The 25,025-nt window shown below is 53.6% G+C and carries 10 protein-coding genes and 1 pseudogene; 6 read left to right on the forward strand and 5 right to left on the reverse strand.

Features of this window, described 5'->3' with window-relative positions; translation table 11 throughout:
• Positions 1-76: 76 nt before the first annotated feature.
• Positions 77-802, reverse strand: coding sequence for a hypothetical protein (locus JUK32_RS08455; RefSeq protein WP_204138419.1), 726 nt, complete (start codon positions 800-802; stop codon positions 77-79).
• Positions 803-953: 151 nt separating this feature from the next.
• The gene (locus tag JUK32_RS08460; protein ID WP_204138420.1) at positions 954-15,074 is read right to left on the reverse strand and encodes a hemopexin repeat-containing protein; all 14,121 of its coding nucleotides are present in this window, start codon (positions 15,072-15,074) and stop codon (positions 954-956) included.
• A 256-nt stretch (positions 15,075-15,330) separates the two neighbouring features.
• Between JUK32_RS08460 and JUK32_RS08465 the strand changes: the two genes are divergently transcribed.
• Both JUK32_RS08465 and JUK32_RS08470 read left to right on the forward strand, forming a co-directional pair.
• Positions 15,331-15,477, forward strand: a complete 147-nt coding sequence (locus JUK32_RS08465) for a hypothetical protein (protein ID WP_204138421.1) — start codon at positions 15,331-15,333, stop codon at positions 15,475-15,477.
• Positions 15,478-16,021: 544 nt separating this feature from the next.
• Positions 16,022-16,234 (forward strand): annotated as a pseudogene (locus tag JUK32_RS08470) (IS1 family transposase); the annotation flags it as partial.
• Between the two features lie 133 nt (positions 16,235-16,367).
• Here JUK32_RS08470 and JUK32_RS08475 read toward each other — a convergent pair.
• Positions 16,368-17,348 carry a bifunctional diguanylate cyclase/phosphodiesterase gene (locus JUK32_RS08475; RefSeq protein WP_204138422.1) on the reverse strand — a complete coding sequence of 327 codons (981 nt, stop codon included), beginning with the start codon at positions 17,346-17,348 and terminating at the stop codon, positions 16,368-16,370.
• 471 nt (positions 17,349-17,819) lie between these two features.
• Here JUK32_RS08475 and JUK32_RS08480 point away from each other — a divergent pair, with 471 nt between their 5' ends.
• Positions 17,820-18,176 (forward strand): hypothetical protein, encoded by a 357-nt coding sequence (locus tag JUK32_RS08480; protein ID WP_204138423.1) that lies wholly within the window; start codon positions 17,820-17,822, stop codon positions 18,174-18,176.
• A 218-nt stretch (positions 18,177-18,394) separates the two neighbouring features.
• Here JUK32_RS08480 and JUK32_RS08485 read toward each other — a convergent pair whose 3' ends face one another.
• Positions 18,395-19,657, reverse strand: coding sequence for an ATP-binding protein (locus tag JUK32_RS08485; protein WP_204138424.1), 1,263 nt, complete (start codon positions 19,655-19,657; stop codon positions 18,395-18,397).
• A complete protein-coding gene (locus tag JUK32_RS08490; RefSeq protein ID WP_239112462.1) occupies positions 19,654-21,438 on the reverse strand; it encodes a tetratricopeptide repeat protein in 1,785 nt (594 codons plus the stop codon). The genes JUK32_RS08485 and JUK32_RS08490 overlap by 4 nt, the downstream gene beginning before the upstream one ends.
• 160 nt (positions 21,439-21,598) lie before the next feature.
• Here JUK32_RS08490 and pcrA point away from each other — a divergent pair, with 160 nt between their 5' ends.
• The 3 genes from pcrA to JUK32_RS08505 all read left to right on the forward strand — a co-directional run bounded on the left by pcrA (position 21,599) and on the right by JUK32_RS08505 (position 25,003).
• The gene (gene pcrA / locus JUK32_RS08495; RefSeq protein ID WP_204138425.1) at positions 21,599-23,956 is read left to right on the forward strand and encodes a DNA helicase PcrA; all 2,358 of its coding nucleotides are present in this window, start codon (positions 21,599-21,601) and stop codon (positions 23,954-23,956) included.
• A gap of 36 nt (positions 23,957-23,992) precedes the next feature.
• Complete coding sequence (locus JUK32_RS08500; protein ID WP_204138426.1) at positions 23,993-24,247, forward strand: DUF2442 domain-containing protein; 255 nt, start codon at positions 23,993-23,995, stop codon at positions 24,245-24,247.
• A 66-nt stretch (positions 24,248-24,313) separates the two neighbouring features.
• Positions 24,314-25,003 carry a hypothetical protein gene (locus JUK32_RS08505; protein ID WP_204138427.1) on the forward strand — a complete coding sequence of 230 codons (690 nt, stop codon included), beginning with the start codon at positions 24,314-24,316 and terminating at the stop codon, positions 25,001-25,003.
• Positions 25,004-25,025 lie beyond the last annotated feature (22 nt).

Genomic DNA, 25,025 nt, shown 5'->3' on the forward strand with positions numbered 1-25,025 from the left:
AATGCTTCTTTTGTCGTCGTGTTTCTAGGTGTCCCAGGTAGCAAAACCTTGGCAAGAGAACTTTTCAAACACCCTCTTAGGGGAGCGATAGGGTTTGGTCCAAGGCTTTGCGGGCTTGGCGACGATTAATTTTTCCATCGACTAAGACAGAAGACGACAGCAGTTGGGCGATCGCGTCGCTGGCATCGCGGCGGCTGGCGGCAGTGGTGGTGGTCATGGCGTTCAGGCTGGTGTTGAGGGCGGTCACGGCTTCACGGCGACCCAGTTTTTGGGCCTGGATGGTTTTGACATTGAGGGCGATATCGATGACCTGCCGGGCTTGGGTCGGATTGATGCTGCCGTTGGCATCACGGATATCGACCCCCAGGGCTTGGGCAGCGGCGATCGCCGCCTGTTGTGACCGTTCGGTGGCGGCGGGTTGGGCGGCCTTGTCCGCTTGCGAGGGCTTCCCGCTGCCGTTGACCCCCAACATTTCGGCGATCGCCCCCCGAGCTTTGGCCGTGTCGATCTGGCCGTTGGGTTTCCGAATATCGACCCCCAGGGCCGCCGCCGCCGAGATGGTCGCCCCTTCAGCCACCTGACGCGCTGCGGCAGGGTCGATGCGTCCCTTGCTGTCAACGGTGAAGCCCATCTCTTTGAGGGCGACGATCGTGCTGTCTTTGGTCAGTTTGCCGCCGCCGTCGGCAGCCTGTCGCCGGGGCGACGAAGGGGACGGGGGCATCACTGCACGTCGCTGTTGGCGGCGGCTTTTAGCGGTATTTGGCCGCCCGCCAGAACGGGCATTACTACGAGGTCGGGTCATGGCTGGGTACCAGTGCAACAAAATTTGGACGAAAGATTTACGGGAGGGCGCATCCCCCGCAGCAGGCAGCGGCTACCGCTGAGGAGCCTCGGGTCTGGGGCGACTGCACAGAACGGGGAATCCCGTCTGGCAGTCGAGGCACGGTGAGTGCCTATACCTGGGCCTTGTATCCCACAACGAGCTGCACCGTTTTCAGCGCCGATTTGTCGCCCCGGACGGTGAAGGTCCAGTCGGTGCCGTAGGGCCGCACGCTGAGGCCCGGCGTTTCTAAGAACTGACCATCTTGCAGAAGCATCGAGTCGTCGTTGTTGAGCATCAGACTCACGGGCTCGTCATACTGCAACTCAAACTTGCTAAACAGGCCCGTGATGCGACTGCTCGCCAGATTGGGGAACAGCGCCGGGGTGAAGGTCAGCGTCAGCGAGGTTTCCTCATTGCTCAAGAATTCCAGCCACTCAGTATGAAAGTCGAAATTCAGGTCAATGAAGCGCACCGTGTCGTAGGGCTTGAGCAGCCCCTTAACCGCATCGGCAAACGCGTCGCTCCCTGGCAAGGCCGTGTATTTGAGGGTAAGGGTGGCATCGAGCAGCTGATCGAGATCGATCGCGCCACGTTTGCCATTCAGTTCCAACCGCCAGCGCGAGATGGCCCCGGTGCCCTCAAAGGGCAGGTAGTGATCGTCCTCCAGGTGGCGTTCAAACAGGCCATGGCCCTTCTCATACTGATCCACATGGGAGAGTACGATTTGTTGATTAGCCCGCCAATCGCTGCGCAGGTTCAGCGGTTGGTCACCTTTAGGGGCCAGCAGATACTTCACCGCTTTGGGGTCGGCGGTCAGCACTGTGTTGTGATTGAGCTGGGTCAGCGTCGCATTAACGACCTGCCCCTCGGCAGCATCAAAGCTGATGTCCAGGGTCTTAATCTGGCGGCAGTAGTGCCCCGGAAAGTCGTAGTCAAACAGCGCCTCTGACAGCTCAAATTCGCACTTGCCGGTGGCCTTGAGCGTGAGGAACGCCAGGGGATCGAGTTCCAGCAGCGAAATCGGTTTAGAAATTTCGAAGCGGCGGCGATCGCCCTGAATAAAGGCTTGCTCCATGCGATCGAGGTCGAGGCCCAGACTATCTCCAGCCAACAAGCCCTTGCGCTGGCTGTTCCAATACATGCCGCTGATGAAGCTAACCTCGCTTTCGGGCAGCCCCCGCTCATACTGGAAGGCTTTTTCGGCAGCTTTAGCCATGTCGTAGGCCAGTTTATAAGCCTGGTAATAGAGGCCCGACAGCTGGCTCGTCATCCACTGGTAGAGTTGCTCATTGCTGAATTTATCGGTCATGAAGGTGGCGATGGAGCGGTTATGCTCAATCTCCTTTTCGTGGATGGCCAGCTCATATTCAGCGACTTTGAGCTGGAGTTTCGCCCCTTCAATCTGGGCTTGAATCTGCCGCTTGTCGTGCATCGCGGTGTCGACCTGATGCTGCAAATCTGCCATCAGGCGCTGGTGCTGGGCGATGATGCCAGCAATTTCTCCCCCGATGCTCAGACCTTCGGCAGCGGTTTGACTGATCTCAGCAACCGCACTGGCAGCTGAAAATGCCTGCTGCCCGCCAATTTTAATCCCGGCAATGAACGGACCCACTAACGAATCAGGGGCGGCTCCCCCAAAGCTAGCAACGGTTCTCGCAATGACCGAAACCAGATGGCCGGCCACGGCTCCACTCATCATCGTCAATTGTGCGATTTCGGCATCGATCAAGCCGGCTTCGACGGTGGCTCGGTTGTAGGCTTCGTTGGCTTCGACCATGGCCAAGCTGGCTTCCAGCGAGCGGATGCTTTCCTGGGCTTCCCCGATCTGCGCCTCTTTGATCTTGGTCAGCATCGAGAGGATGGTGGCCTCTTGCTTTTGCTGCATTAAGTTGAGTTGTTCGCTGTCGCGCTTTTCGATCGCACTCAGCAGGTCGCCGCCAAACTGGTGCAGCCGCTGCACCAACTCCTTCGCCTTGGCCAGCATGAAGTTAAAGCGGTAGTGGGGCACGGGTACGCTCGCCCCGGCCATCAGGGTGCTCAGGCTGGCTCCCCCGGCGACCGCCTGCACCAACGCCATCGGGTCAATCGGTGGCTGGAAGAGGGGCAGCGCCTGCTTCACGCCGTCAATGTTCAGGCTATGGCGAATCTTGTAGAGCCGGTCTTCCACCCGATTCCAGTAGTCCAAAAACAGGTCATTGTCGGGAATGTAGAAGTAGGGACTCTCGACGGTGGCATGGGGCGTCTCGCGCACCACAGCCAGCTCCGTGGCGGGTGCCGCCTCCAGCAGCAGATCCACCGCGGTGTCATCAGGATTGTGCAAAGCAGCATAGTTCGTGGCGGGGGGCAATGGCTCTTGGGCCAGGGCTACGGGTTTTTCGCCGAGTAAGTCATAGGCCAGCACGTACAACATGCGGGCTTCGTTGATGCTCTCCTGGGTGTACTGCCGGAAGAGCATGTCGCCCCAATCGATCAGGTTATCGATGTAGGCCATGACGATCGCCTTTTGGTAGGCCGTTTCACGAATGTGGGCGATCGCGTGGGGGTCAAAGGGATCGTTGAGATATACCGCAATTTCCGCCGCCAGGTCTTCGATATCGAGTCGTCGATGCAGGTGATCCTCCAGGTGCGGCTTAAGCGGATCGGGAATGCGGGCAAACGGCAGGAAGCGCCAGTGGGCATCGGCAATGCCATCCTGCATCACGCCCACATCGGCGGTGGGGTCAAAGATGAACTCATACCACCGTTTCGCATCCTCAAATTTCTGGGCCCCGTTCAGGGTCTGGGCGATCAGATAGGGTGCATGGAAAAAGATTTCCCAGTAATAGTTATTGTTAGCGCCGTGAAAGTCCAGGGTGGCGGAGTTGGGAACGCGATCGTCCAGGCGAATCGTCACCAACTGGTCACCAACCCGCACATTAAATGATTCCTTGTAGGTAATCGTTTGGTCGGTATTCTCATCGCTGTCGAAGCTCCCCTGGGACTGAAAGAGCGGCATTTCGTCGCCCAGTTGCATCTCCAGAGACAGCAAGCGATCGACGCCGCCCGCAAAGAGTTTTTGACCCATTTGGGGAATGCGGGTCGTGGTGAGCCGGAGGATTTCGTACGGCTGATCGGTGGCCGAGTCGCTGGGCAGGGGACGGCATAAAAATGTCCCTTTTTTGGCCTCAAAAATGTGCCAGTCTGGTTGCCCAAAGGTGAAGTTGAACTGATTATCAATGCCAAACCCTGCCGGAAAGACATCGTCTTTGCCGAAGTACAGTTCCAATAGCTGATCGAGCAATTCGCCAACCCGCCGATAGACCTGATCGATCGCGGTGGCTGCTTCGCTGACCGTGGTGTCGATATGGGTCAGTTCCGGCTCATCAGACCGTTGAACAGTTTCTAGAGTCGCCATCATGGCCTGGGCGGTGGTGGCCTGATCCAGCAGTTCGGGGCTGAGTTGCAACTGTGGCAAACGCAATTGCTCCACGGCTGCCAGTTTGGTCTGGGGTTCGGGTTTGAGCTGCTCTAACTGGCCTAATAAGGCATTTCGGACTTCTGGGTTTTTGACGATACTGCTGTCCAGTTTGAAGCGATCGCGACCAAAGATTTGCTCAAAGCGCGATCGTAGCAGCCAGACATTATGCTCATGTTCAATGCGCACTTCCTCCCAGCGCTGGTCCAGTTGCCCAGGGTTAATATGCAGCAGTTCACGATAGTCTGCTCTCAAGTCGGCAAGCGCCGCATGGTAAGCATCAGGGGCCAAGAACAGGCGTGGTTGCCCAGGCGTGCCGTCGATCGCTTCTTTCGCCTCCAGCAAAATCGGCTTGCCGCTGGACCGCTGAACAGATTTAATGTTGTCGAGATTCGCCTTGGTCGGAGTCTGGGCCAGCGTGTCAAAGGCTTGTCGCAAATCTCGCAGTTCTTGACGACTGCTTAAAATGAGTTCGTGATACGGCAGGTCGGCATTGTCGGCATCCTCAGACGCCAACTTTAACTGCTCTTGGATGGCCTGAGTATTGCGCGGCATGATCACCTGATCTTCACCGTTGACAGTGCGAATAGGGATCCGGTTAATGACGTTCAAAATGTTGGAGAGGGTTTGCCTGCGAGTTTCTAAGGTCGCCAGGTGACTTAACTTGGCCAAAAACTCCTCGGCTTCCTCACCCTGCCAAAGTTGCTCCTCTGCTGAAAAGATGGGGGCGAGGGGGACAATTTCCCCCTCCTTGCCGATAGTTTGCAATGCGGTGCGTAAAGCTTGCCAAACTTGACGAGTTTTAGAACTGACGAATTCGGTTGGAATGAACTCAAAATCATCACTCACTTGGCCATTCAGCAACGGCGCATTAGCCTGGGGATTAATGTAAGTCAAACTGACAAAATCTCGACCCTGATCTGAGGCTTCGACCACATGCAAGCGGTTGAAAAACTGATCGAGGTTAAAGCCTAAGTTGTCTTTAATGGGCTTCGGAAATCCGTCCAGTTTCTGGAGTGGCAAAATACCCTGCTCGTCATAGCGATAGCACTCATATTGCCCCTGGCGCAGCATGTAGATCAAATCATCCTGCTGGAAGACGGCATCTACTGGTTCTAACCGTAAGAAGTTGCGCGTCAAAATGGCGAAAAAGGCTTTCCAGAACTGGTCCTCTTCAAAGTCAACAACGGTCTCTTCAAAGATTAGATTGTCCCTTGTTGATTGGGCACTGAGTCGGAAGAATACTGGAGCTCCATAGTGATCAATCAAGCAAATCGTGTTGCCTTGAGCACTGGCATTAAACGCTGCTGCGACGCCCCGAATATAGTGGTCGGACTGGTGGCTGTCGAAATTGTGCCAAAGAATTTGCTCATACAAAGCCAGATTACTTCGCGGTGCCTGACCCGCATCTTTAAAGACTGTCGCAATCGGTTGGACTTGCCAGATAATTGCTTGCCGATCGCCATCTTCTGGCACTTTGCCAATCGCGCATTTGTCTTTCTTGAACAGAATCAGCCATTGCTCCTGACGGGCATCCTCCCAGGTAAATGCGGCATCAATTCGGTTGTAAAAGTTCTGATCAAAGCTGTCTGGAAAGTCATAAACTTCAGCGATGCGTTTGATGTCGCCCTGGGGATTGCGCGGGGTAGTGGTCAGGCAATATTCCCCCGAAAACAGCACCAGGCTATCGCGATCGGCCACGTAGGCCGCATCGACCTGATATTCCAGTTCAATGCCTGCTTGCAACGTTTGGGGCTGCACCCACTGGCGATTAAAGCCATAGAACGAGTATTTGATGCTGGCTCGATATTTCAACACGGTGTCGGAGGTGTCAACTTTGGTCGCGCCGCCGCTTTGCGGACTGCCCTGATTGCGGCCATAGGGCACAGACTCTTCCTGGGTGTGAATTTCAATCCAGAACAGGAGTACACGACCAAAGGCATAAACTGGAAAAACGCGAGTGGAATTGATGCTGATGTCAACGGGTAGCCAGTTGCCCCAAAGCACGCGCCCCGACGCCAAAAATCGCGATGTTTGGTAATAATATTGCACCGGCTCTGTGCGGGTGTGACCAAACAAAACAAGCACCTGATCTTCGCCATCGTCGTGCACATTAGCTCCGGTAATTTTGAGGTTGCCTACTTTGGCAAACTCTTCCAGATAGCTATAAAAAGCTCCGGTCACTAAGTCATTCGTCACTTCGCCCTGCATCAGCGCTTCTTCTAACTGTTTGAAGATGGGCGATTTGGTGTCTCGCAATTCCGGGCGAATGTAGTTTTCGGGATACAAAAAGACCTTACGATTGGCTTCCCAAATGCGATAGTTGCGCATCCAGGTCCACCAGCGTTTCAGGTCGTTGCGATCGCTCGTCTCCTTCAGGCCCACGGCCTCCAGGTTGACAAAATAGCGATGTAAATAGAGCTGAATGGCCGAAATCGCTTCCTTAACTTTCGATGTTTTGGCCTCGCTGCCCATGTTCACGTCAATCAACAGTTGGGCGAACAGATCGCGGGCATTTTCGAGAGATCGCAGCGGCACAATGGCCGGTGCGAGGGCGACCAGCGATCGCAAAATCGCCTGCTGGGTTGGCCCCTCGATCCGCGCAGGCTGTCCTGCTGCGGTGGCCGCAAAAATGTCCTCAAGTTGCGCTTGCAGACCTGGTGCAACCTCATCTGGCTCAAACTGGCTCTCGGTCTCACCAAAGACTTTATGACCCTCGGCGTCAAAGCTGACGACGTGATATTCACCCTCCACCTGGGCCACCAGCACCCGATTGCGTCCGGTCTGATTTGCCAGGGCTGGGCGATCGGGCAGCCTCAGCAGTTGCAGGTCGATTTCAAAATAGTGGGCCATCACATAGGGCAACAGCACCGACTGCTTGAGCAGATTTTCTTCATCGTGTAGCTCGCGCGCGAGTAGCTCCCAATCTTGGGGGCTGTGTTGCAGGCCCAACCACCGATACAGGGTGTCGGCGACGGCGGCCAAGTCGGTAGGCGACTCGAACGCTGGTTGATAGACCAACTCATACAGTTGACGCGGCAAGACCCCCAACTGATCCGCGATCGCAAAGCTGTCGCGCATCTTCAGGAGTCGCTCAAGGGTGAAATTCACCTCCACCTCCGCTGCCGGGGGCAAAAATCCTCCCCGGCGCTGCAACCACTTCACAGTGTCCACATCCCAGCCGGTGGCATCGCCCAGCTGTTGATAGGGGGCGGTTTGAGCGCCCAACGCCACATTCAGTAAATCCTTGACGGAGGCTGATGGGCTGACACTGCGATCCAGCAGGTCTTTGAATTCTGCAATGGTGTAGATATCGCTGAGCAGATAATCGTGCCAATCGCCCCAGCGATAGGTGAACGGCTGCGGATAAATAGGATCGATCCGTTGATAGGTCGGGTCCGAATACCGCACATATTCGTAACTCAGGGGCACATCTGCTGTGGGGGCCGTCATCTGTTTGATGAAATAGGTGCGGCCCTCAAACCCAAAGGCATGGTCGATCGCCGTCTCAAAGGCCGCTGGCAAGTTGCCCCAATGGTCGCGAATGGAGCGGGGATAGCCCTCGTCCACATAGTCTTGCGGCCAGTGACGATAGCAAATGTACTGCCCGTCCTTGAAGAAATAGGTGTGACCTGCCGGACTCGTAAAGGCGGTGTCGGCTCCGTCTGCAAAGGGATTGGCCCCCGTGGGCAGGACAGTGTCTAGGGCTACGACGATGGGAGCGCGATCGCGCCCCAACTGCCAAACCTGGGTCCCCTGGAACAGCCACACCTCTCCCTGCGGCTGCCAGCAGGCGGCATCAATGCCCTGCCCCATCGCTCGGCGGAAGGCGGCATCCGCTACGCCAAACCCCTCCGCCTCCAGGAAGTGGGCGATCGCCTTGGGATAGCCGTCATCCACGACCGCGTACTCGGTGCCGGTATAGCGGACGTATTGATCGCCCGAGAACAAAAAGGTTTGCGGCGCGTCCAATCGGCCCGGTTCCTCAGGCCGCACAAACGCTGCATCCACCTGGCTGGTCGCCAGCAGGTGGTTTTTCAGCCGTCCCAACTGGTGGATGGGCACTACGTTTGTGAGCTGCTGCGAGACCACATAACAATCCGCCTCGACAAAGATATAGAGGTGGCGACCACCCGCGACCACCCCCCGGATGCTGCTCCGTCCCGTGGCCTCCAGCGAGGCGGCAAGGTGCTCATCAAAGTGCGCCGGCAGGTTAGCAAAGCCCTCCTCCTGGCGCAGGTTGCCCACAATTTCCTTGGGATAGCCCGCATCCACATAGCGGTAGTCGCGGGTGGAATAGCGCACATAGTGCGCACCGCTGAACAGGTAGGTCACGGCATCGTTGATGACCACCGCCGCATCGATCAGCCTCGGCGGTGCATCCGGCGATGGTGGGGACTGGATGGGGTTGGGGGTGCGGCCCCAGCGCTGTCGGATGGCGATCGGGGGGGTGAAGCCGCGGCCCTGTTCATAGGTCACCTGATCGTCGCTAAAGAAGTAGGTGACGCCGTTCGGATCTCGAAAAACCGTCGCGATCGCCCCTGCCTCCGCCAAGGGCCAGTCTCGCCAGATGCGCTCCACTGGGCGCGGGTAGGTCCACAGATGATCTTCCCGGTGGTAGTGGATGAACTCGCTGCCCTTGAACAAGAACATTTGCTCATCGTCCACCAGCACGGCATCCACCCGGTCAAAGCCTTCTTCCAGGTAGATTGATGGGAAATTCCACCAGCGAATGTCGCCGATTTGCGGTGCGCCATCCGGTTGACCATAGGTCTCGGCGGAGTAGCAGACATAGCGGAAGGTGCCATCGGCCTCAGGCGCTTCCAGCAGATAGGTTTTGCCATCGCGCACAAAGGCCACATGCACATTATTTAAGCCGCCCCAGGCTGCGTGAATCGGTTGGGGCTGACCATCGGCCACCGGGGGCCAGTGACCGGCGGCAGTGGGGGTGTAGGTGAGGTACTGATCGCCGCTGAACAGGTAGAGTTTGCCGTCTACCCCAACGAAGGCCGCATCGACATGGTTGTTGAGCACGATGTGGTTGCGCTCCTGCCACCACTCTTCGGCAAGGGGATAGGCTTGGGCGAGGGTGTCGTTGTAGCACTGGTCGCCTTTGAAGACATAGAGCGATTGGTCGGTGCCCAGCAAGACGGCATCAACGTCGTGGCTGAACTCAGTGGGCAGATCCCGCAGCAGCGGTGGCAGGTCTACTGGGGCGATCGCGCCGCCCCCTTCCAGATGTTTCACCGTTTGCCAACCGACCGTCTCATTCTCGACATACAACGCTCCCGCCGTTTGCACCACCGCGCGGGGAGCCGCTGGCAGGCGCTCGGCATAGTGCCGCTGGGATTCCTCGGAGACGACAAGGCAGCGATCGCCCATAAACAGATAGATATTGCGGCGATCGCCAAAGATGGCATCCAGTCGCCCTGCCAATGGCATCGGCAGGTTTTGGAACCGGGGTTCCGCCACGAGGCCCGTGGCGATCGCCTTGGGGTAGCCCTCATCAACATAGGCATAGGGTTCAGACACTTCACCCGCCGCCGTGGTGTAGCGGTAGAACTGATCGCCAGAGAAGAGGTAGGTCGATCGCTGCAGCGGGCCAATTTCCTCACCGTCTTCCGAGCGCTCTGCCCATTCCAGCACTCCGGCGGCATCAATGCGGTTGGTGTCCACCAGGTGGTTTTTCACCTGTCCCCAAAATTCCCGCACGGCTTGGGGATAGCGATCGTCCACCCGGTTAAAGTGTGGGTCGGTGTAGCGCAGATACTGATAGTTCGAGACAGTCCGAGTCGTTCCGGCAGTCTGGGCTTTTAAGAAGAGATACGTCCGGCCATCTTTGCCCGTAAAGGCGGCTTCAAACCCGGCAAAATTTTCGGGTAGCCCCGCCCACTGGTCGGCGATCGGTCGGGGTTCGCTCCACCAGCGCCGCAGTCGGTCATAGGCGATGTAGTCAGTGTCTTTGAACAGATAGGTGACGCCATCCTGGGCCACTAAGACCGCATCGGGACTGGCAAAATTGCGATCGCGGGGATGTTCAACCGCTGGCAGATTGAAGTGCTCAACCCACCAGTTGCCCGTCATCGCTTGGGGATAGTCGCGATCGGCCTCGGTGTAGTCATTGGTGGAATAGCGCACATACACCGGCTCATGCTCGGCATCACGCCCCACCAGATAGGTCTTGCCATCGAGAATAAACGCCGCATCCACCGCACTCAGGCCGCCCCAATGGTCCGCGATGCGCTGGGGATAGCCCTCATCCACATAGGTGTAGCTGTTGCCGGAATAGCGGAAAAACTGATCGCCGCAGAAGAGATAGGTGTGACCGTCCAACCCCGAAAACGCCGCCGAGATGGGCTGATTGGATTGCTGGATCAGGTTGCGCACCTGGCCCCACTGTTCGTTGAGGGGAGCCGCACTGACCCGGATATCGGTCAGGGTCGTGGCGCCATCGGCCTGCATCTGCCACTGACCGCTTAAGTGATGCCCGTTTTTGAACAGGTGCACGCGATCGTCAACGCCCAGAAAAGCTGCATCAATGCCATCCCGAAATGCGTCCGGCAGTTCGGGTAGCAGACGGCTGAGGGGCTGAATCGAACCTTCGTCGGCATTGCCCTCGGGGGTTTCAAGGCTATCAGACCAGCTGATGACTTGATCCTCGACAAAGAAGTAAATGCGATCGCTCAGGGCCAGCGCCGCATCCATCTTGGTGGCTTGGGTGAAGTGGTTTTTCACCTGGCCCCAAACGGCGTTGATATCCCGTGCTTGCGGGAAATCTGCCGAGCTGATGAACTGCTGCCCCTTGAAGACATACACCTGGTCATCGGTGCCGATCAAAGCGGCATCGATCGCCTCGTCATAGCCAGGGGGCAAAGCGAAGCCATGCTCTTGAGACCAGTTGCCCGCTAGGGTTTTGGGATAGCCCTCGTCCACTTGGGGCAGCCCCTCGGAACTGCGCAGATACTGATCCCCAGCCAAGAGATACAGCGTGCGATCGCGATCGACAAAGGCCGCATCGATGTGGGTGAGGGTGGCAAAATTGCTGTCAACTTTGCCCAGTTCTCGGTGCTGATGCTCCCAGGTGAAGCGGTGTTTGGGCTGATAGTAAAAGTCGGTGCCAGAGACTAACCAGGCGTTACCCGCCGCATCGTTAAAGGTCGCATCCAGGTGCGAGACTTCAGCCAATTCATGAGCTATTTGCGCCAGCGAAATCGCCGTTTCGGTGAGTAACTGATAATTATCGGCGCGATAGAGCCAGTACTGTGGCTCCGCATCCAGCGTGGTGTGCAGCAGAATCACTCGCAGCGGCTCAGCGATCGCAATGTCTGCCACAGCATTGTCCACATTGAGCCACACCAACCCTTCAATGTGGTCCACTCCTGCAGGGAGTTCCAGCTTTTCCGAGAATTTGTCCGCTAAGTTTTGATCCCGAAAAACGATGTCCGTTTCCACCGCATCCAGACCGAGTTTATTCGCTAGCAGGGCAAACTGCCGGATGCGATTGAACGCCACCATAAAGCGATAATTGTCAGGAATTTGGGTGATGCGATCGCGCTCATCGTGGCCTTGCAGCAGCGGCACAATAAACTGCTCGCTCAAATTTTCGCCCGGCCCAAAAACATAGCGACAAATGGTTTTCACCGTGTCAGCGGGAATCTCAAACAGCTCTTGCAGGCCGGTAAGCAGTGCCGCTTCCTGTTGAGTGGCGAGGGTCAGATAGCGATCGCTGACCATCTGCACAGTGGCATCCACCTGTTTCGCCAGCCCATGCACTACAAAAAAGGCATCTTTGGCAAAATCTTCGAAGCCTTCCAGCGCAATATCCAGCGCGTTGTTGATGTTCAAGAAGTACGTCACTTGCTCTGGCGTCAAGCTACCGTCCACTTCGCAATAGCCCTGATCAACCAGCAGTTCCAGCAGCGCGCCCCCCTCCTCTGCCACCAGACCGATCGCTTCAAACTCCTGTATGGAGAGCCGATAGCTCTGCAATGTTTGCACCATCTCGTGCAATGCCTTAAAGACGATGCGGTTAGCATTCTCGTCAAAGTAATGGCCGAGTTGCAGCGCCGCAGCATTTTCCTCCTCTGCAAAAAAGGTAAAGGCGGTCTCCGTCAGCCGGTGGTTTTCGAGATCATACTTATCTAAGTAGGTGTAGATTTCGTCAGCAATCACCTGGCGACTCATAGCGCTAAAATCAGCGGCGCTCACGGTGTAGAACTGCGCCTTAAACTGGCTCAGGGCTTGCTGAATGACCGCCAAGATTTGATGCCGATGGGGATAGTAGGCCAGGGCGATCGCAAAATCAGCAACTTCTAGTTCCAGCAGTTTTTTCTTGTCAATGACAACTTGATGCTCGTCAATATAATCATTGAACTGAAGATTTTCGATCAGCGCGGCGACTTCTCCAGGCGTTAAAGACAAGTCGGCAAATAGGGTGGCATCCACCTTGAATTCAGCCTGCAAAAAGGCCTGGACTTTGGCTTCAATCACCTCAAAGATACTGGCCTGGTAGGCCACCAGCTTCACGTTGGCCTCAAACTTTTCCCGGTTTTCCACAGTGACAAAAAATAGAGGCTCTAACACTTCACCTTCGGCATTGATATGGCCGTTGTAAACCAGATTTTCGTAAAGTTCCTGACGTTTTGGTGCCGTGTCGTGGTGCCCAGATCCATCATCATCATCATCACAGAGCTGAATCGCTTCTAAATCACTTGGGAAAATGGCCAACTCTTCTGCCGGATCAATCTCATCAGCCGTCTTCTTCCGTGACTGATACAGCGCATGAATGTGGTCAAAAACGGCCCCGCTGTCGAAACTGTAGCTGATATGCAAATCAGCTGCTGTCTGAGGAATTGCCTCCGCAATTAGTGTGCCATCCGTTCGGCTGTATCCATGCAGGATGAGGTTGGCCAAGATTTTTTCCTGGAGTTTCTCCTGAATGTTCAGCTCGACAAAGTCGGCGGGGGTGATGATTGCTAGCCGCTGGAGAGCTTCATAAATGGCAAGCTGGGGGCTATGGGCGGAGGCTGTAAGCAGACGATGATCCTGGGTGGAAACCAACTGCCACTCGTCCTCAATCAGCGTTTTATAGGCAATCCGAGCGGTGCGTGGCGCGATCGGCTCTGCCACCAGCTGTTCCGACTGAAATAAAACTGGCTTGAACTGTTGATAAAGGTTATCTAGTCCGGATACCGTCTTGGCTTTCGTCGCTGACACGGTCTGAGCCGAAGGGGAATTTATCGCCAAAATGGCTTGGAGTTCGGTCGCGGCAAACTGATGCTGCCGCATCCAGTCAGTCAAGGCACACAATGTCTGCACCAGCCACATTGAGGTCGGCACCGAACCCGCCGCCAAAATTTGGTAGCCGTTAAATTCTTGGGTCGTGAAATGAATGAGCCAGTCAAATTGAGTGACTTGGCGAATGCTTGAATCTTGCTCTAGCAAATCACATAGAACAAACAATTCCGCAATTGATAAATCTAACGTCTCCGCTAATCGGCAAATGCGATAATACAGAGAAAGCTTGCTCAGCGGCGACAGGTTTTGCAGAAATTGTTCGCTGAGTTTAGCATCGAGCTGGGTGATCAGGCGTTGCAGATCTGCTGTCGAGAGATGGAGTGACTTTAGTAGTCGATTTCTGAGCTCTACCGCCTCTGGCTGGCTGGAAAATAGCTCCTTTTCATCTGCCAAGAAATTGAGGTGTTTGAGCGAAGGATACTTTTCGTATTGCTGGGGTAGATAGTCTGCGTCTGCCAGAGGTGATAAATACTGGTAGTCGATCGCGATCAGATGCTCATTAAATACCCGATCAAAAAGGTCAAGAGGTTGCTCATCATCGCCATGCCCATCGATATTGAGGTCGCTAAAAAAGCTACACACCACATCGATCGCTAGATCATACATATCAGCAATTTTCTTGATCACCGCAAGGTGATGCAGTGCGGTTTCGTTCAGCGTATTGTGGCAGCAAGACCGCAAGATTAAGTCCAGATCGCTCAGCTCGATACCAGTCGCTTGGGCCAGGCGCAACAACCGATTGGCCCGACTAAACCAGGTCGCAGGAATGGACTCTCCCGGCCCTTGCCAGATCAACTTTTCTGACTCAGCCGTCAGGTCTAACGCGACAAATCCCCCTAATCCTGCATGGATAAAGGATGGCGGTGAGAGGTGGGTGCGGTTTTCCTGTTCTTGATGACTGAGCTGGTGAAACAGCAGTTCTCGAAGTTCTGTACCGGTGATGCCCGTCGTTTTCAAAAAGGTGGAGACATCACTTAAGTCTGCGATCGCCTGATGATGATAAAACGCCTGTAATTCAGCCTCCGAGGGTTCGCGATCGGTGAAAATCACGTCAACCATTTCCGGGGATAACCCTAACGCTAGCCTCGCTAACGTTGTAGCATCAGCTTGCTGAGTAAATAGCTGATATAGCGCTTCAGCTTCGACGCCAAAGCGATTTAGATATAGCTGAATTCTCTCATCATGCAAGTTGAAAGGCAGGTTTAAGGGATATTTTGCCTCATTCTTGAGAGTTTCATAGGGCGCACCCAGGATTTTGTTTTCCAGTAGCTCATTGACGAGATCAAGATAGGGTATTTCAGAAAAAGTATGTTCTGCATCAAGCAAAATTTCCTTTAAGTCTGCTCGTCTGATGTTGAGATCTGACGTGTCAACATGATCATCAATCAGCTGCAATAAATCAGCAAGGTAAGCCGCTGGCGAATAAACAGAGCGGGCCGCCTCGCCTGCTTTAAAGTTAACGCTAAAAAGAGCATCGTAGCTGGGCAGGTTACGATTCATGGGGCATCCTCTTAAATAAAAATCAATCGTTGAAACGTCAATTTGTCTCAACGGATGTGATCAGGAGAGCTGAGATCGGGTGAATATTGACGGGGTTGTGAGCATTCCCAGAAGCTGATACTTGGCAAGTGTCAAGCTCTCGGGGAATAAGGTCTTAACCCCCTTTTTGAAGCAAATTCACCAAGGATTCAGAGAAAACTCGGCAATAATTGCGGGGATACTCTTTTCCAAATCAGAAAAAGCTAATCAACACATCATGAACACTCAAAATGAGAAAGCTGCTAATAGCAAAATTGATCTACATCGGTCGCGATACAGTTATTGGGAAACACAAAAAGATTCACTTGAAGTCACCCAGCGATCGCGATCGCTGGTCAAAACTTTAGGCTTAGTCGCGTCTTAGACGGTTCTCTTAGGACCATGCTAGACGCTTGATTAGACAAGATAAATTGGTAGAAGAATGATGGGTAAGTAGGTCGATAGTTTTCTTTGCATAGGGGCTCATGGGTAGTCTTTTTGACTGTCCAACTTTCCTAACTCTGCTCGATTAGCTATACAACCCTACGCGATTGAATTTCGGAATTTTTCTGATTCTTCCATGAAAAAGTTACTGTCACTGTGAGATTTTCACATTCTAGCAACCTCATTTGGATGTCTTTTCAGAATCTAAGTCGCCGTTGCTTGGATGAGTGTGATCTGCTTCCCATTTGTTTGTGACCTCATCCCAAATGGTCACAAATCTGAGCAGAATAAGCAAGGCTATATCCCTTCTATATCAGGCAGTTTAGACCTTGATTTAGGGAGCACGTCACTTTCTTGAGAGCAAAGGACCAACCCGAAATGTTGGGTAATGCACAAAAGAAGCAGGGGGAGGTATTTATCGTGGCGGTAGGTTCTAACAGTTCAGACCGCATTTTTCATTGGTGCCTGAGCGCCTGTTTGAGAGCGAGGCTTATGAAACGGTGATTCCGAGTAAACGACATCGCGCGGTTGGCAAAGACAGTGGCCAGACCAACCGGATTAAGCGGTTCAATTGCACCCTGCGCCAACGCGTTTCGAGACTCGTGCGGAAGACGTTAGCGTTTTCTAAGAAACCAGAAAATCATATTGGCGCAATCTGGCATTTCATCCGCTACTACAACGCATCCTTAAAGCTTTAGGACTACCAATTTCTCTCATTCTATCCAGAGGCCGTTTTGCGGTCAGGCTGTAGGCAATTTCAAGCAGCGATGTTCCTGCGAAACAGCTCCGCCTAGCTAACAGTTTAAGGCCAAATAGTACTCAACATGCTGCTCACAAATCAACTATTTTTGCCCTTGATAGCAGATTGGTAGCCGCTTCTTCTTGCATTGGTGAAGCAAAGAGATGGCCTTGGGCAAAGTGACTGCCCAGGGCTGCCAGATGGTCACGCTCGGTAGCTGTCTCAACGCCTTCCGCCATGGTATTAACTTTCAAGCTATTTGCAAGGGCGATAATAGCTCGAACGATCGCGGCATTTTGCGGTTGTTGATGAAGATCGCGTACAAAGCAGCGATCAATTTTCAAGATGTTGATGGGGTAACGGTGTAAATAGCTGAGGGAGGAATAGCCGGTGCCAAAGTCATCAATGGAAATGTGAATATCGCGATCGCGAATCTGCTCTAGGGTTTGGGTGACGGACTCTGCCCCCTTCATCAAGCCATGCTCAGTCACTTCAAAGGTCAAGTATTTACCCGCTACCCCATAGCGCGTGATCAATTCATCGATTCGTCCGAAAAAGCTGAGCTTGGAAAAGTGGCGGGCGGAAAAGTTGATGCTGACCCGCAACGGGCCTTGAATCAAACCCCTGGTTTGCCAGTCAGTGATGGTTTGGCAGGCTTTTTTCAATACCCAGAAGTCAATCAATTCAACGCTTTCTGACTCCTCGGCTAAGGGCATAAAGGTGCCGGGGTATAGCAACCCCCTGACCGGATGCTGCCACCGCACCAGAGCTTCAAAGCCATATAGCTGATCAGTTTTGAGGTCCACAATGGGCTGAAAATTCAGAATAAATTCGTTGTTTTTCAACGCCCGGCGAAGTTCGGCCTCCAAACTGAAATGATCGAGGGCCAATTGATAGAGATTTTTGTTGAAGACGAAGTAACAGCCCTTACCGGCCCCCTTAGCTTTATACATAGCGGAATCGGCATCCCGCAGAATGTGTTCTGGAGACTCATAATTGGTCTCGCCAATGACGATGCCAATGCTGACGCTGGTGGAAAATTCGTGCCGATCAAGGGCTCTTGGCTCAATCAAATCGAAATCTGGTTTTCCATTCTCATGCGGAAGTTGCTGCGACGCGCCAGTTTCACCAGTCAAGCTCATCTCAAGGCCAAGATTCTCGACTTCATCGCCTACTTCAATCGCACCATAGCCAAGCCCTTCAAATGGAACTATTCGGGTAAGCCCTTAACCTCATAAGGGCTATGCTTATTTATGCCGTCGAGTACTAGTCTTCATGGGGGCAGCCCAGCAGGTCAGCAACCGCTCGGAAGAACGCAGCAAAATCATTCGCCTCATGGGCTTCCCGGCCTGCCAGTGCCCTCTCCTTAATTGACTCCTGTCAACCTGCGGAATGTCGGTTGATCTGCTCGCCTGCCCCGGCAGGTCGTGAACCCGATCGGTCCCGCTAATGGGGATACCGCCAACAAGCGAGCAGGTATTTAACACTTCTTAATAAAAATTCGTTAAGATGCAACCACGTTGTATCAATAAGATTTTCTAATTATGTTGAATCGTCTGGAACAGCTACGTTCACTCGCTCAGCGCCTTGCCCTAGCTTGCTTGGTTGGCGTGATTACTTTGTTAGTGGGGACGGCTAGCCCGGCTGCCGCTGACTCAATGGCAGATACGCCGAAATATGTGGCCGCTGATGGTCGCGACCTGACGGCAGTGGCAGAATGCCTGCCCAAACAGCTGAGTGAGCCCAATTTGGCTAGGGCTTTACAAGAGTCGAAAAATGACTTTCTGGAGAAAGTATTTGATCTGAAGTCTGATTATGACGACTACAAGCTCGATGCAACGGAAGTGGCCTATTTAGCTTGCATGGAATCAAAGGGTGTCACCCCGCAGATTAAACGATAAAACTGAGCATCGCTAAATTGCCAAGCCGAGCTGCTGCTTCCATGGGGGAAGTCTTGCTGCTCGGCTTTTGAGTGCAAGGAATAATTACGTAGAGGCTGAGGGCGATCGCTCCCTCCTCTCAAAATTCCCCAGTTTCCAGATTGTCTGAACTTGCCTGGTTGCGGCGTTGCTGTTGGGGCGCGATCGCATTAATTGAGCAACCCAAATCTCAGGTTCGGTTAAATCTCGTCAGCAGTCTCTTCATCTGCGGAGGGCAGGGGAATCGGTGCAAAAGCCGTCACGTCAGCCTGGTTTAGCTGATGGGCCAGATCAGCGGACGCTAACTTCTCAAGTAAGGGGAGAATATCGCTAAAGCTACTAAATCCAAGCTGCTCCAGGTCTTCAAGGGTAATCGTTTCATCGGAGAGGGTGCCGCGCTGTTCTAACAAAGCCCGCACTTTCTGAGTTTGAAAATTCAAAGCGGCCTGCTGTTCGAGAGAAGGTTTAGCAGCTCTTAATCCCTGCTCCAACACGGCTGAGGTGATGGTATCAACCCCTAAATCGGCGGCAGTCGAGAGCACGATGTGACCCAGGCGATTAAACAGGCGGGGCTTGCCCAGAGACACTTCGCAGAATCGACGGGCGGCATCTTCCTCAAACGGTAAAACACATCGCGGGTCATCCGGATCCGTACAGTCATTATCGATACGGGCACTACTGAGATAGTTGATCAGCATTTTGTAAGTGGTGGACTGATCAAGCTCGTGCAGGGGCAATTGGAGATCAAACAAGCCTCGTTCTGTGGTCAGCAAATCGCCCATCATCCCCATGGGGTGACTGGTCAGCATGAACCAGGCCCGGCCTTTGAGCATACCTTGCGCATCGTGCATGAGCTGGCGCACCACCGCTGGATTGCGCTTATCCAAATCATCAATGGCGACGAGTACCCCACGGGAATATTGTTTTTGCGCACGTTCCAGCAGGGTGTCGAGGCTAACGGTGGGATATTGCGGCGCGGTGATGGGCAAGTCTTTTTCGCCAATTTTGCCGCCGATGCCCAGGCTGCCGCTGATTTCCGAGCTGCGCTCTTTTAGCGGCTTAGGAGTAGGAATGCCCATCTGATAAAGCTGCCGCTGCGCCCATGCGTCATGGGCCATCTCGCGAGCCACCGCAATCAGGGCCGTTGTCGCCAGATCGAGATTGGCGGGCAGCGAAATGTAGGTAGTCAACATCTCCGGTAGCTTGCGACGCAACACTGATAGCACCTCTAGCATGAAGGCGCTTTTGCCGATGCCAATGTGCCCAGAGACTAAAATTCGGCGACGCTCGCGACTTTGAAACAGATTGAAAACTTGGCGGAGTTCGCGTTCACGCCCGGTGAAAATGCGGCGGAGGGTGTCGGTTTGCAGGTCGATCGGGCTGGCAGTGAAAGGAATTTCCCGCAGCCCCAACCGTTGAATATTGTCGGTTGACTGATCAAAAATGTCGTCGGCAGTGGTCATACGGTGACCTCCTCTAGGGATTGCTTGGCCTGTTGGGCGATTTGATACAGGCCTTCGATCTCATCGGCCTGATCGCTGTGATCCAATTCCCGATAACGGTCGCGGGCCTGAGCCAGCTCGGCCATCCCTTTATCAAAGTGGCCTTGGGAGACGAGCACACTGCCTAAGCCATAGCGACTTTGGCCGATACCCAGGGTATCGGCTAAGGACTCATACAGCCGCAGGGCATCCCGATAGTAGAGGCGGGCATTGCCCAAATCCGCCATCACTTCGTGAGCCCGTGCCGTTTGGTACAGGGCATCGGCATGGGCTTTGCGGTTGTAGTGGTGATCGTTGACGTCTCCTAGTAGCCGCACGCTGTTCAGCAGTAGTTGCAGTCCTTCTTGCCATTGGCCATTTTTGACCAAGAGACTGCCCAACAATAATTGGGTGGTGGGCAGCGCCTGCCAGATTTTGGCGCGATCGTAATGATCTAAGTTAATCGAGTTGAGAGCAGTTTCGTAAGCTTGTCTCGCCTTGTGTAAGTCGTCAGCGGTTTTGGTGCGTTCCCCGCGACGATGAAGGGCATTCCCGAGTCGATATTGGGAATCAATGTAGTCGGGACTGCCCGGCACGGCTACTTCTTGCGCCTCTTGTAACAGGGTAATGGCAGTCTCTAAATCAGTTAGGTTATCAGTCAGTTCTGCCCGCTTCATAAGAGCTTCTGCCAAATTACCTCGATGCATTGCCCAATCTTCAGGCAGTGCTTCACAAGTAGCGACTTGATTTGCTAACTCATAAGCTTGAATTGCTTGTGCTAAATTGGTGATTTCATCGCCACGTATACGATCTCGAAAAGAATTACCAAGATTGTTTTGGGTCGCTGCCCAACTATTAGGAAAGGCTTCGTGAGTTCTTACTTGGAGAGCAGCCTTAAACGCTGCGATCGCTAATTCTAAATTCTCTGATTTCTCACCTTGGATGCGATAGTAATAAGCCGCACCAAGATTAATTTGGGTATCCGCCCACTGTTCCGGGAAGGCTTCACGGGTTCTAACTTGCAGCGCTAGTTCACAGGCCGTGATCGCCTGTTCTAAGTTGTCGGCCCGATCGCCCCGAATGCGATCGCTATAGGCCCCGGCCAGGTTGTTTTGGGTTCCAGCCCAATTTTCCGGAAAGGCGTTGCGGGTATAGATTTGCAAAGCTAATTCATAAGCGGCAATCGCCTGTTCTAAGTTGTCGGCCCGATCGCCCCGAATGCGATCGCTGTAGGCCGATCCCAGGTTGTTTTGGGTAGCTGCCCAATCTTCTGGAAGGGCGTTGCGGGTTCTGACCTGCAATGCTAATTCATAAGCGGCAATCGCCTGTTCTAAGTTGTCGGCCCGATCGCCCCGAATGCGATTGCTATAGGCCGATCCCAGGTTGTTTTGAATTGCCGCCCACTGCTGCGATGAGAGTTTACGAGTAAACACCTTCAACGCCAATTGATAGGCGGCAATACTCAATTCGAGATTGAGAGCACGATCTCCTAACGGAAAATTCAGTAGCGAACTGCCAAACACTCCAAGGAGTGACGCGATATTTTCTTTATCGCCAAACTTGCCATCCGTCAGCAGCTTTGGTGGCAGCACGGGTAAGGCGGCAAGCAGCGCTTCATCTAGCTTTTTTACATTCGCCTTGAGGAACTGATGAAGCCTTTTTTCGTCTCCCTTCGCTTCGACATAGCATGTCCCAAACGCGTGCATAAACTTAGTCGCGTTGCGGGTGGGAATGGAGCGGGGCTGACCAAATCCTTTTGCCATCGCTAGTTGGCTCACTCATTGCGCCTTGCCGACACTCCAATATTAATGCAGCGCCCGAAGAGTGGCAGCATTCGCCATAGCCCAGTTGTCATCAGTACTCTCCAGTTCTAGCCGGGATGTCATACTAAGGGATGTTTGCCACCTACGTTGCCCCTTGCCCATGACGGCTTCCACCGACTTCCTCGCCAAGCTCAACCCCTCCCAGCGTGCTGCAGTCGAGCACTTCTGCGGTCCCCTACTCGTGGTCGCCGGAGCCGGGTCGGGTAAAACCCGCGCCCTCACCTTCCGCATTGCCAACCTGGTGCTCAACCATCGCGTAGACCCGGAAAGTATCCTGGCGGTGACCTTTACCAACAAAGCCGCCAAAGAGATGAAAGAGCGGATTGAGGTGCTGTTTGCCGAGCAGGAAGCCCAGGCCAAACACGGCAAATCGCTGTCGGCACTGCCGGAATATGAGCAGACCAAGCTGCGATCGCACGTCTATAAAACCGTCACCAAGCACCTGTGGATTGGCACCTTTCACGCCCTGTGCTCGCGCATTTTGCGATTCGACATTGAGAAGTACCAGCACCCCGACGGCTACACCTGGAAAAAGACCTTCTCGATTTTTGACGAATCCGATGCCCAGAGCTTGGTCAAAAATATCGTCACCAAGCAGTTGAACCTGGACGACAAAAAGTTCAACCCGCGTTCCGTTCGCTATGCGATCAGCAACGCCAAAAACCAAAACTTCACCCCCGCCGAACTCGAAAAAGAGCAGCCCAACTACCGGGGGCGCATGGTTGCGGACGTTTACCGCCATTATGAAAAAGCTCTAGCGGCCAACAACAGCCTCGACTTTGACGACCTGATTATGATTCCGGTCAAGCTGTTTCAGCAAAATGAGTCGGTGCTGGGCTATTGGCACAACCGCTTTCGCCATATTTTGGTGGACGAGTACCAAGACACCAACCGCACCCAGTACGACCTGATTCGCCTGCTCACTACCAACGGCGAAGATATTCAGCAGTTCAACGACTGGCGCAACCGCTCGACCTTTGTGGTGGGGGATGCGGATCAGAGCATCTACTCTTTCCGCGCGGCAGACTTCACCATTTTGATGAACTTTCAGAATGACTTTGGCGACGGGTTGGCCGACGACGACACCCGCAGCATGGTGAAGCTAGAGGAAAACTACCGCTCGACCTCCAACATTTTGCATGTCGCCAACCACATTATTGAGAACAATACCGAACGCATCGACAAGATTTTGCGAGCGACTCGGGGCGAAGGGGAAACCATCTTTTGCTACAAGGCCGATGACGAAATCCACGAGGCGGACTTTGTGGTCGGGCAATTGCGCAATCTGGAGTTCCAACATCCGGAACTGAAGTGGGGCGATTTCGCCATTCTCTACCGCACGAATGCCCAATCCCGCTCCTTTGAAGAGATCCTGACCCGCTACAGCATTCCTTACCAAGTGGTGGGGGGGCTGCGATTCTACGATCGCCGCGAAATTAAAGATGTGCTGGCCTACGTGAGGGCGATCGCCAACCCCGACGACACTGTCAGCCTCAAGCGGGTGATCAACGTGCCCCGGCGCGGCGTCGGCAAAGGCACGTTGGACAAACTCGACCAGGCTACCCAAACGCTCGGCTGTCCGCTTTGGGAAATTTTGAGGGATGAGGGGTCGGTGAAAACCTTAGCAGGGCGATCGGCCAAGGGCGTGCTGGAGTTTGCCCGCATCATCAAGAAATGTCGCGATCGCCTCGACGATGCCAAAGGGTCGGAAATCATCCAAGAGTTGCTCGAAGACTCCGGCTACATTGATGCCCTCAAAGCTGAAGGCACTGAGGAAGCGGACGAACGCATCGGCAACGTGCAGGAGCTTTACAACGCCGTTTTGCAGTTTGAAGAAGAGAACGAAGACAGTTCTCTCCTCGCCTTCCTCGCCAACGCCTCCCTCGCCTCCGACCTGGACAATATGGAAGAAGGCAACAACCGCGTTTCCCTGATGACGCTGCATTCCTCCAAGGGGTTGGAGTTTCCTGTGGTGTTCCTGGTCGGGCTAGAGCAAGGGCTGTTCCCCAACTTCCGCTCTCTGGAAGACCCCGCCGCCACCGAAGAAGAGCGCCGCCTCTGCTATGTCGGCATCACCCGGGCCAAAGAGCGCCTGTTCATTTCCTACGCGCGGGAGCGTCGCCTCTACGGTCATCGCGAACCCGCCAGCCCGTCCCTCTTTCTCGGCGAACTGCCGGTGGACTACGTCACCACCAACTCGGGCCTGGGGATGCCCCAACGCATGACCACCCCCATCCGCGATGCGCGATCGGAGCGGGAGGGAGCCGCCAAACCCGGCAGCGGTGCCCACGAGTTTGACTGGAATGCGGGCGATATCGTTGTCCATCCCTCCTACGGTGCGGGGGAGGTGACGCATATCTTCGGCGCAGGCAACAAGATCTGCCTCGCGGTGAAGTTTCCCAATCAGGGCCGCAAGATCATCGACCCGAAGCTGACGAAGTTGCAGCGGGCCGAGTAAGAGTAAGCGATCGCCCCTTTGAATTAGGAGATCAAAATGTTCTTACACGTCACATCGGTTGAGTATTTAGAGAACTATCAGTTACGCCTCAAATTCAATAATGAAGAAGTTCGCACCGTTGATCTTTCCCAAGAACTCTACGGTGAGATTTTTGAACCTTTGCGAGATCTCGACTTTTTCAAGCAAGTATCGGTCAATCCTGAAACTAACACCATCGAGTGGCCCAACGGTGCCGACTTCGCGCCTGAATATTTATTTGATTTAACGCCTGCACTTCAACAAACTACCTAAAATAGTAGGACAGGCCATCTTTGGGTGTTTTTCTCAAGATAATTGATAGTCAAAAAAGTACAAGGCATGCCCAAGATCATAGTCGCAGAGAATCAGGTGATCGTAGATGGTCGAGTTCTAGACGAGAAAGTAGAACAAAGGGATGTAGATCAAAGTCTTTTGGGTCAACAAAAATCTAAGACTTCGACGCAGTTCACAATAAAGAAAAAAGAGTTTCTGAAAGATCTCCTTGATTGTGCTGTGTTCGAAGTTGCAAAAATCTCTGATAGAGTTCTTTTGTTACCTGCAGGTGAGAAAGGTGAAGCTTTGTCTGAACTCGTTCCTGAACTTAAGAATGTAGATTTTTCCTTTCAGCTAGATAATATGATCGCTTTGTACAAAAAAGTGCCCGTACCAATTGTGTACTCGAACTCAGCCCTGGAGAGCGGGATTTTCTATAGGGAAGCGCATGAATATTTAAAGGAGCAAGCCAAGGAACTCTGCATGATTTCTTTGGCAATCACATTTGACTATGCCGACTGGAAAAATCCGTATTACAGCCCAATTGAGTTTCAGAAAGAATTTCTGGCAACTTATACAAGCGTTGATAGTGATTCTTTTATCGCCCCATATACTGATGATTATTATCTGACTGAGGATCCATTTGAAGATGTCAAACTTTCCATAAATTCTGACTTCAATCTATTCAGTCTTAAGGAGATAACCTCACTGGTGCAGAAAAGTTTTGGGAGCAAAGTATCGGTAGTCTCATCGTGAGAAAGTCGTCACTTTCGAGAAC

It is taken from the genome of Halomicronema sp. CCY15110 (assembly GCF_016888165.1).
Classification (GTDB): domain Bacteria; phylum Cyanobacteriota; class Cyanobacteriia; order Phormidesmidales; family Phormidesmidaceae; genus Halomicronema.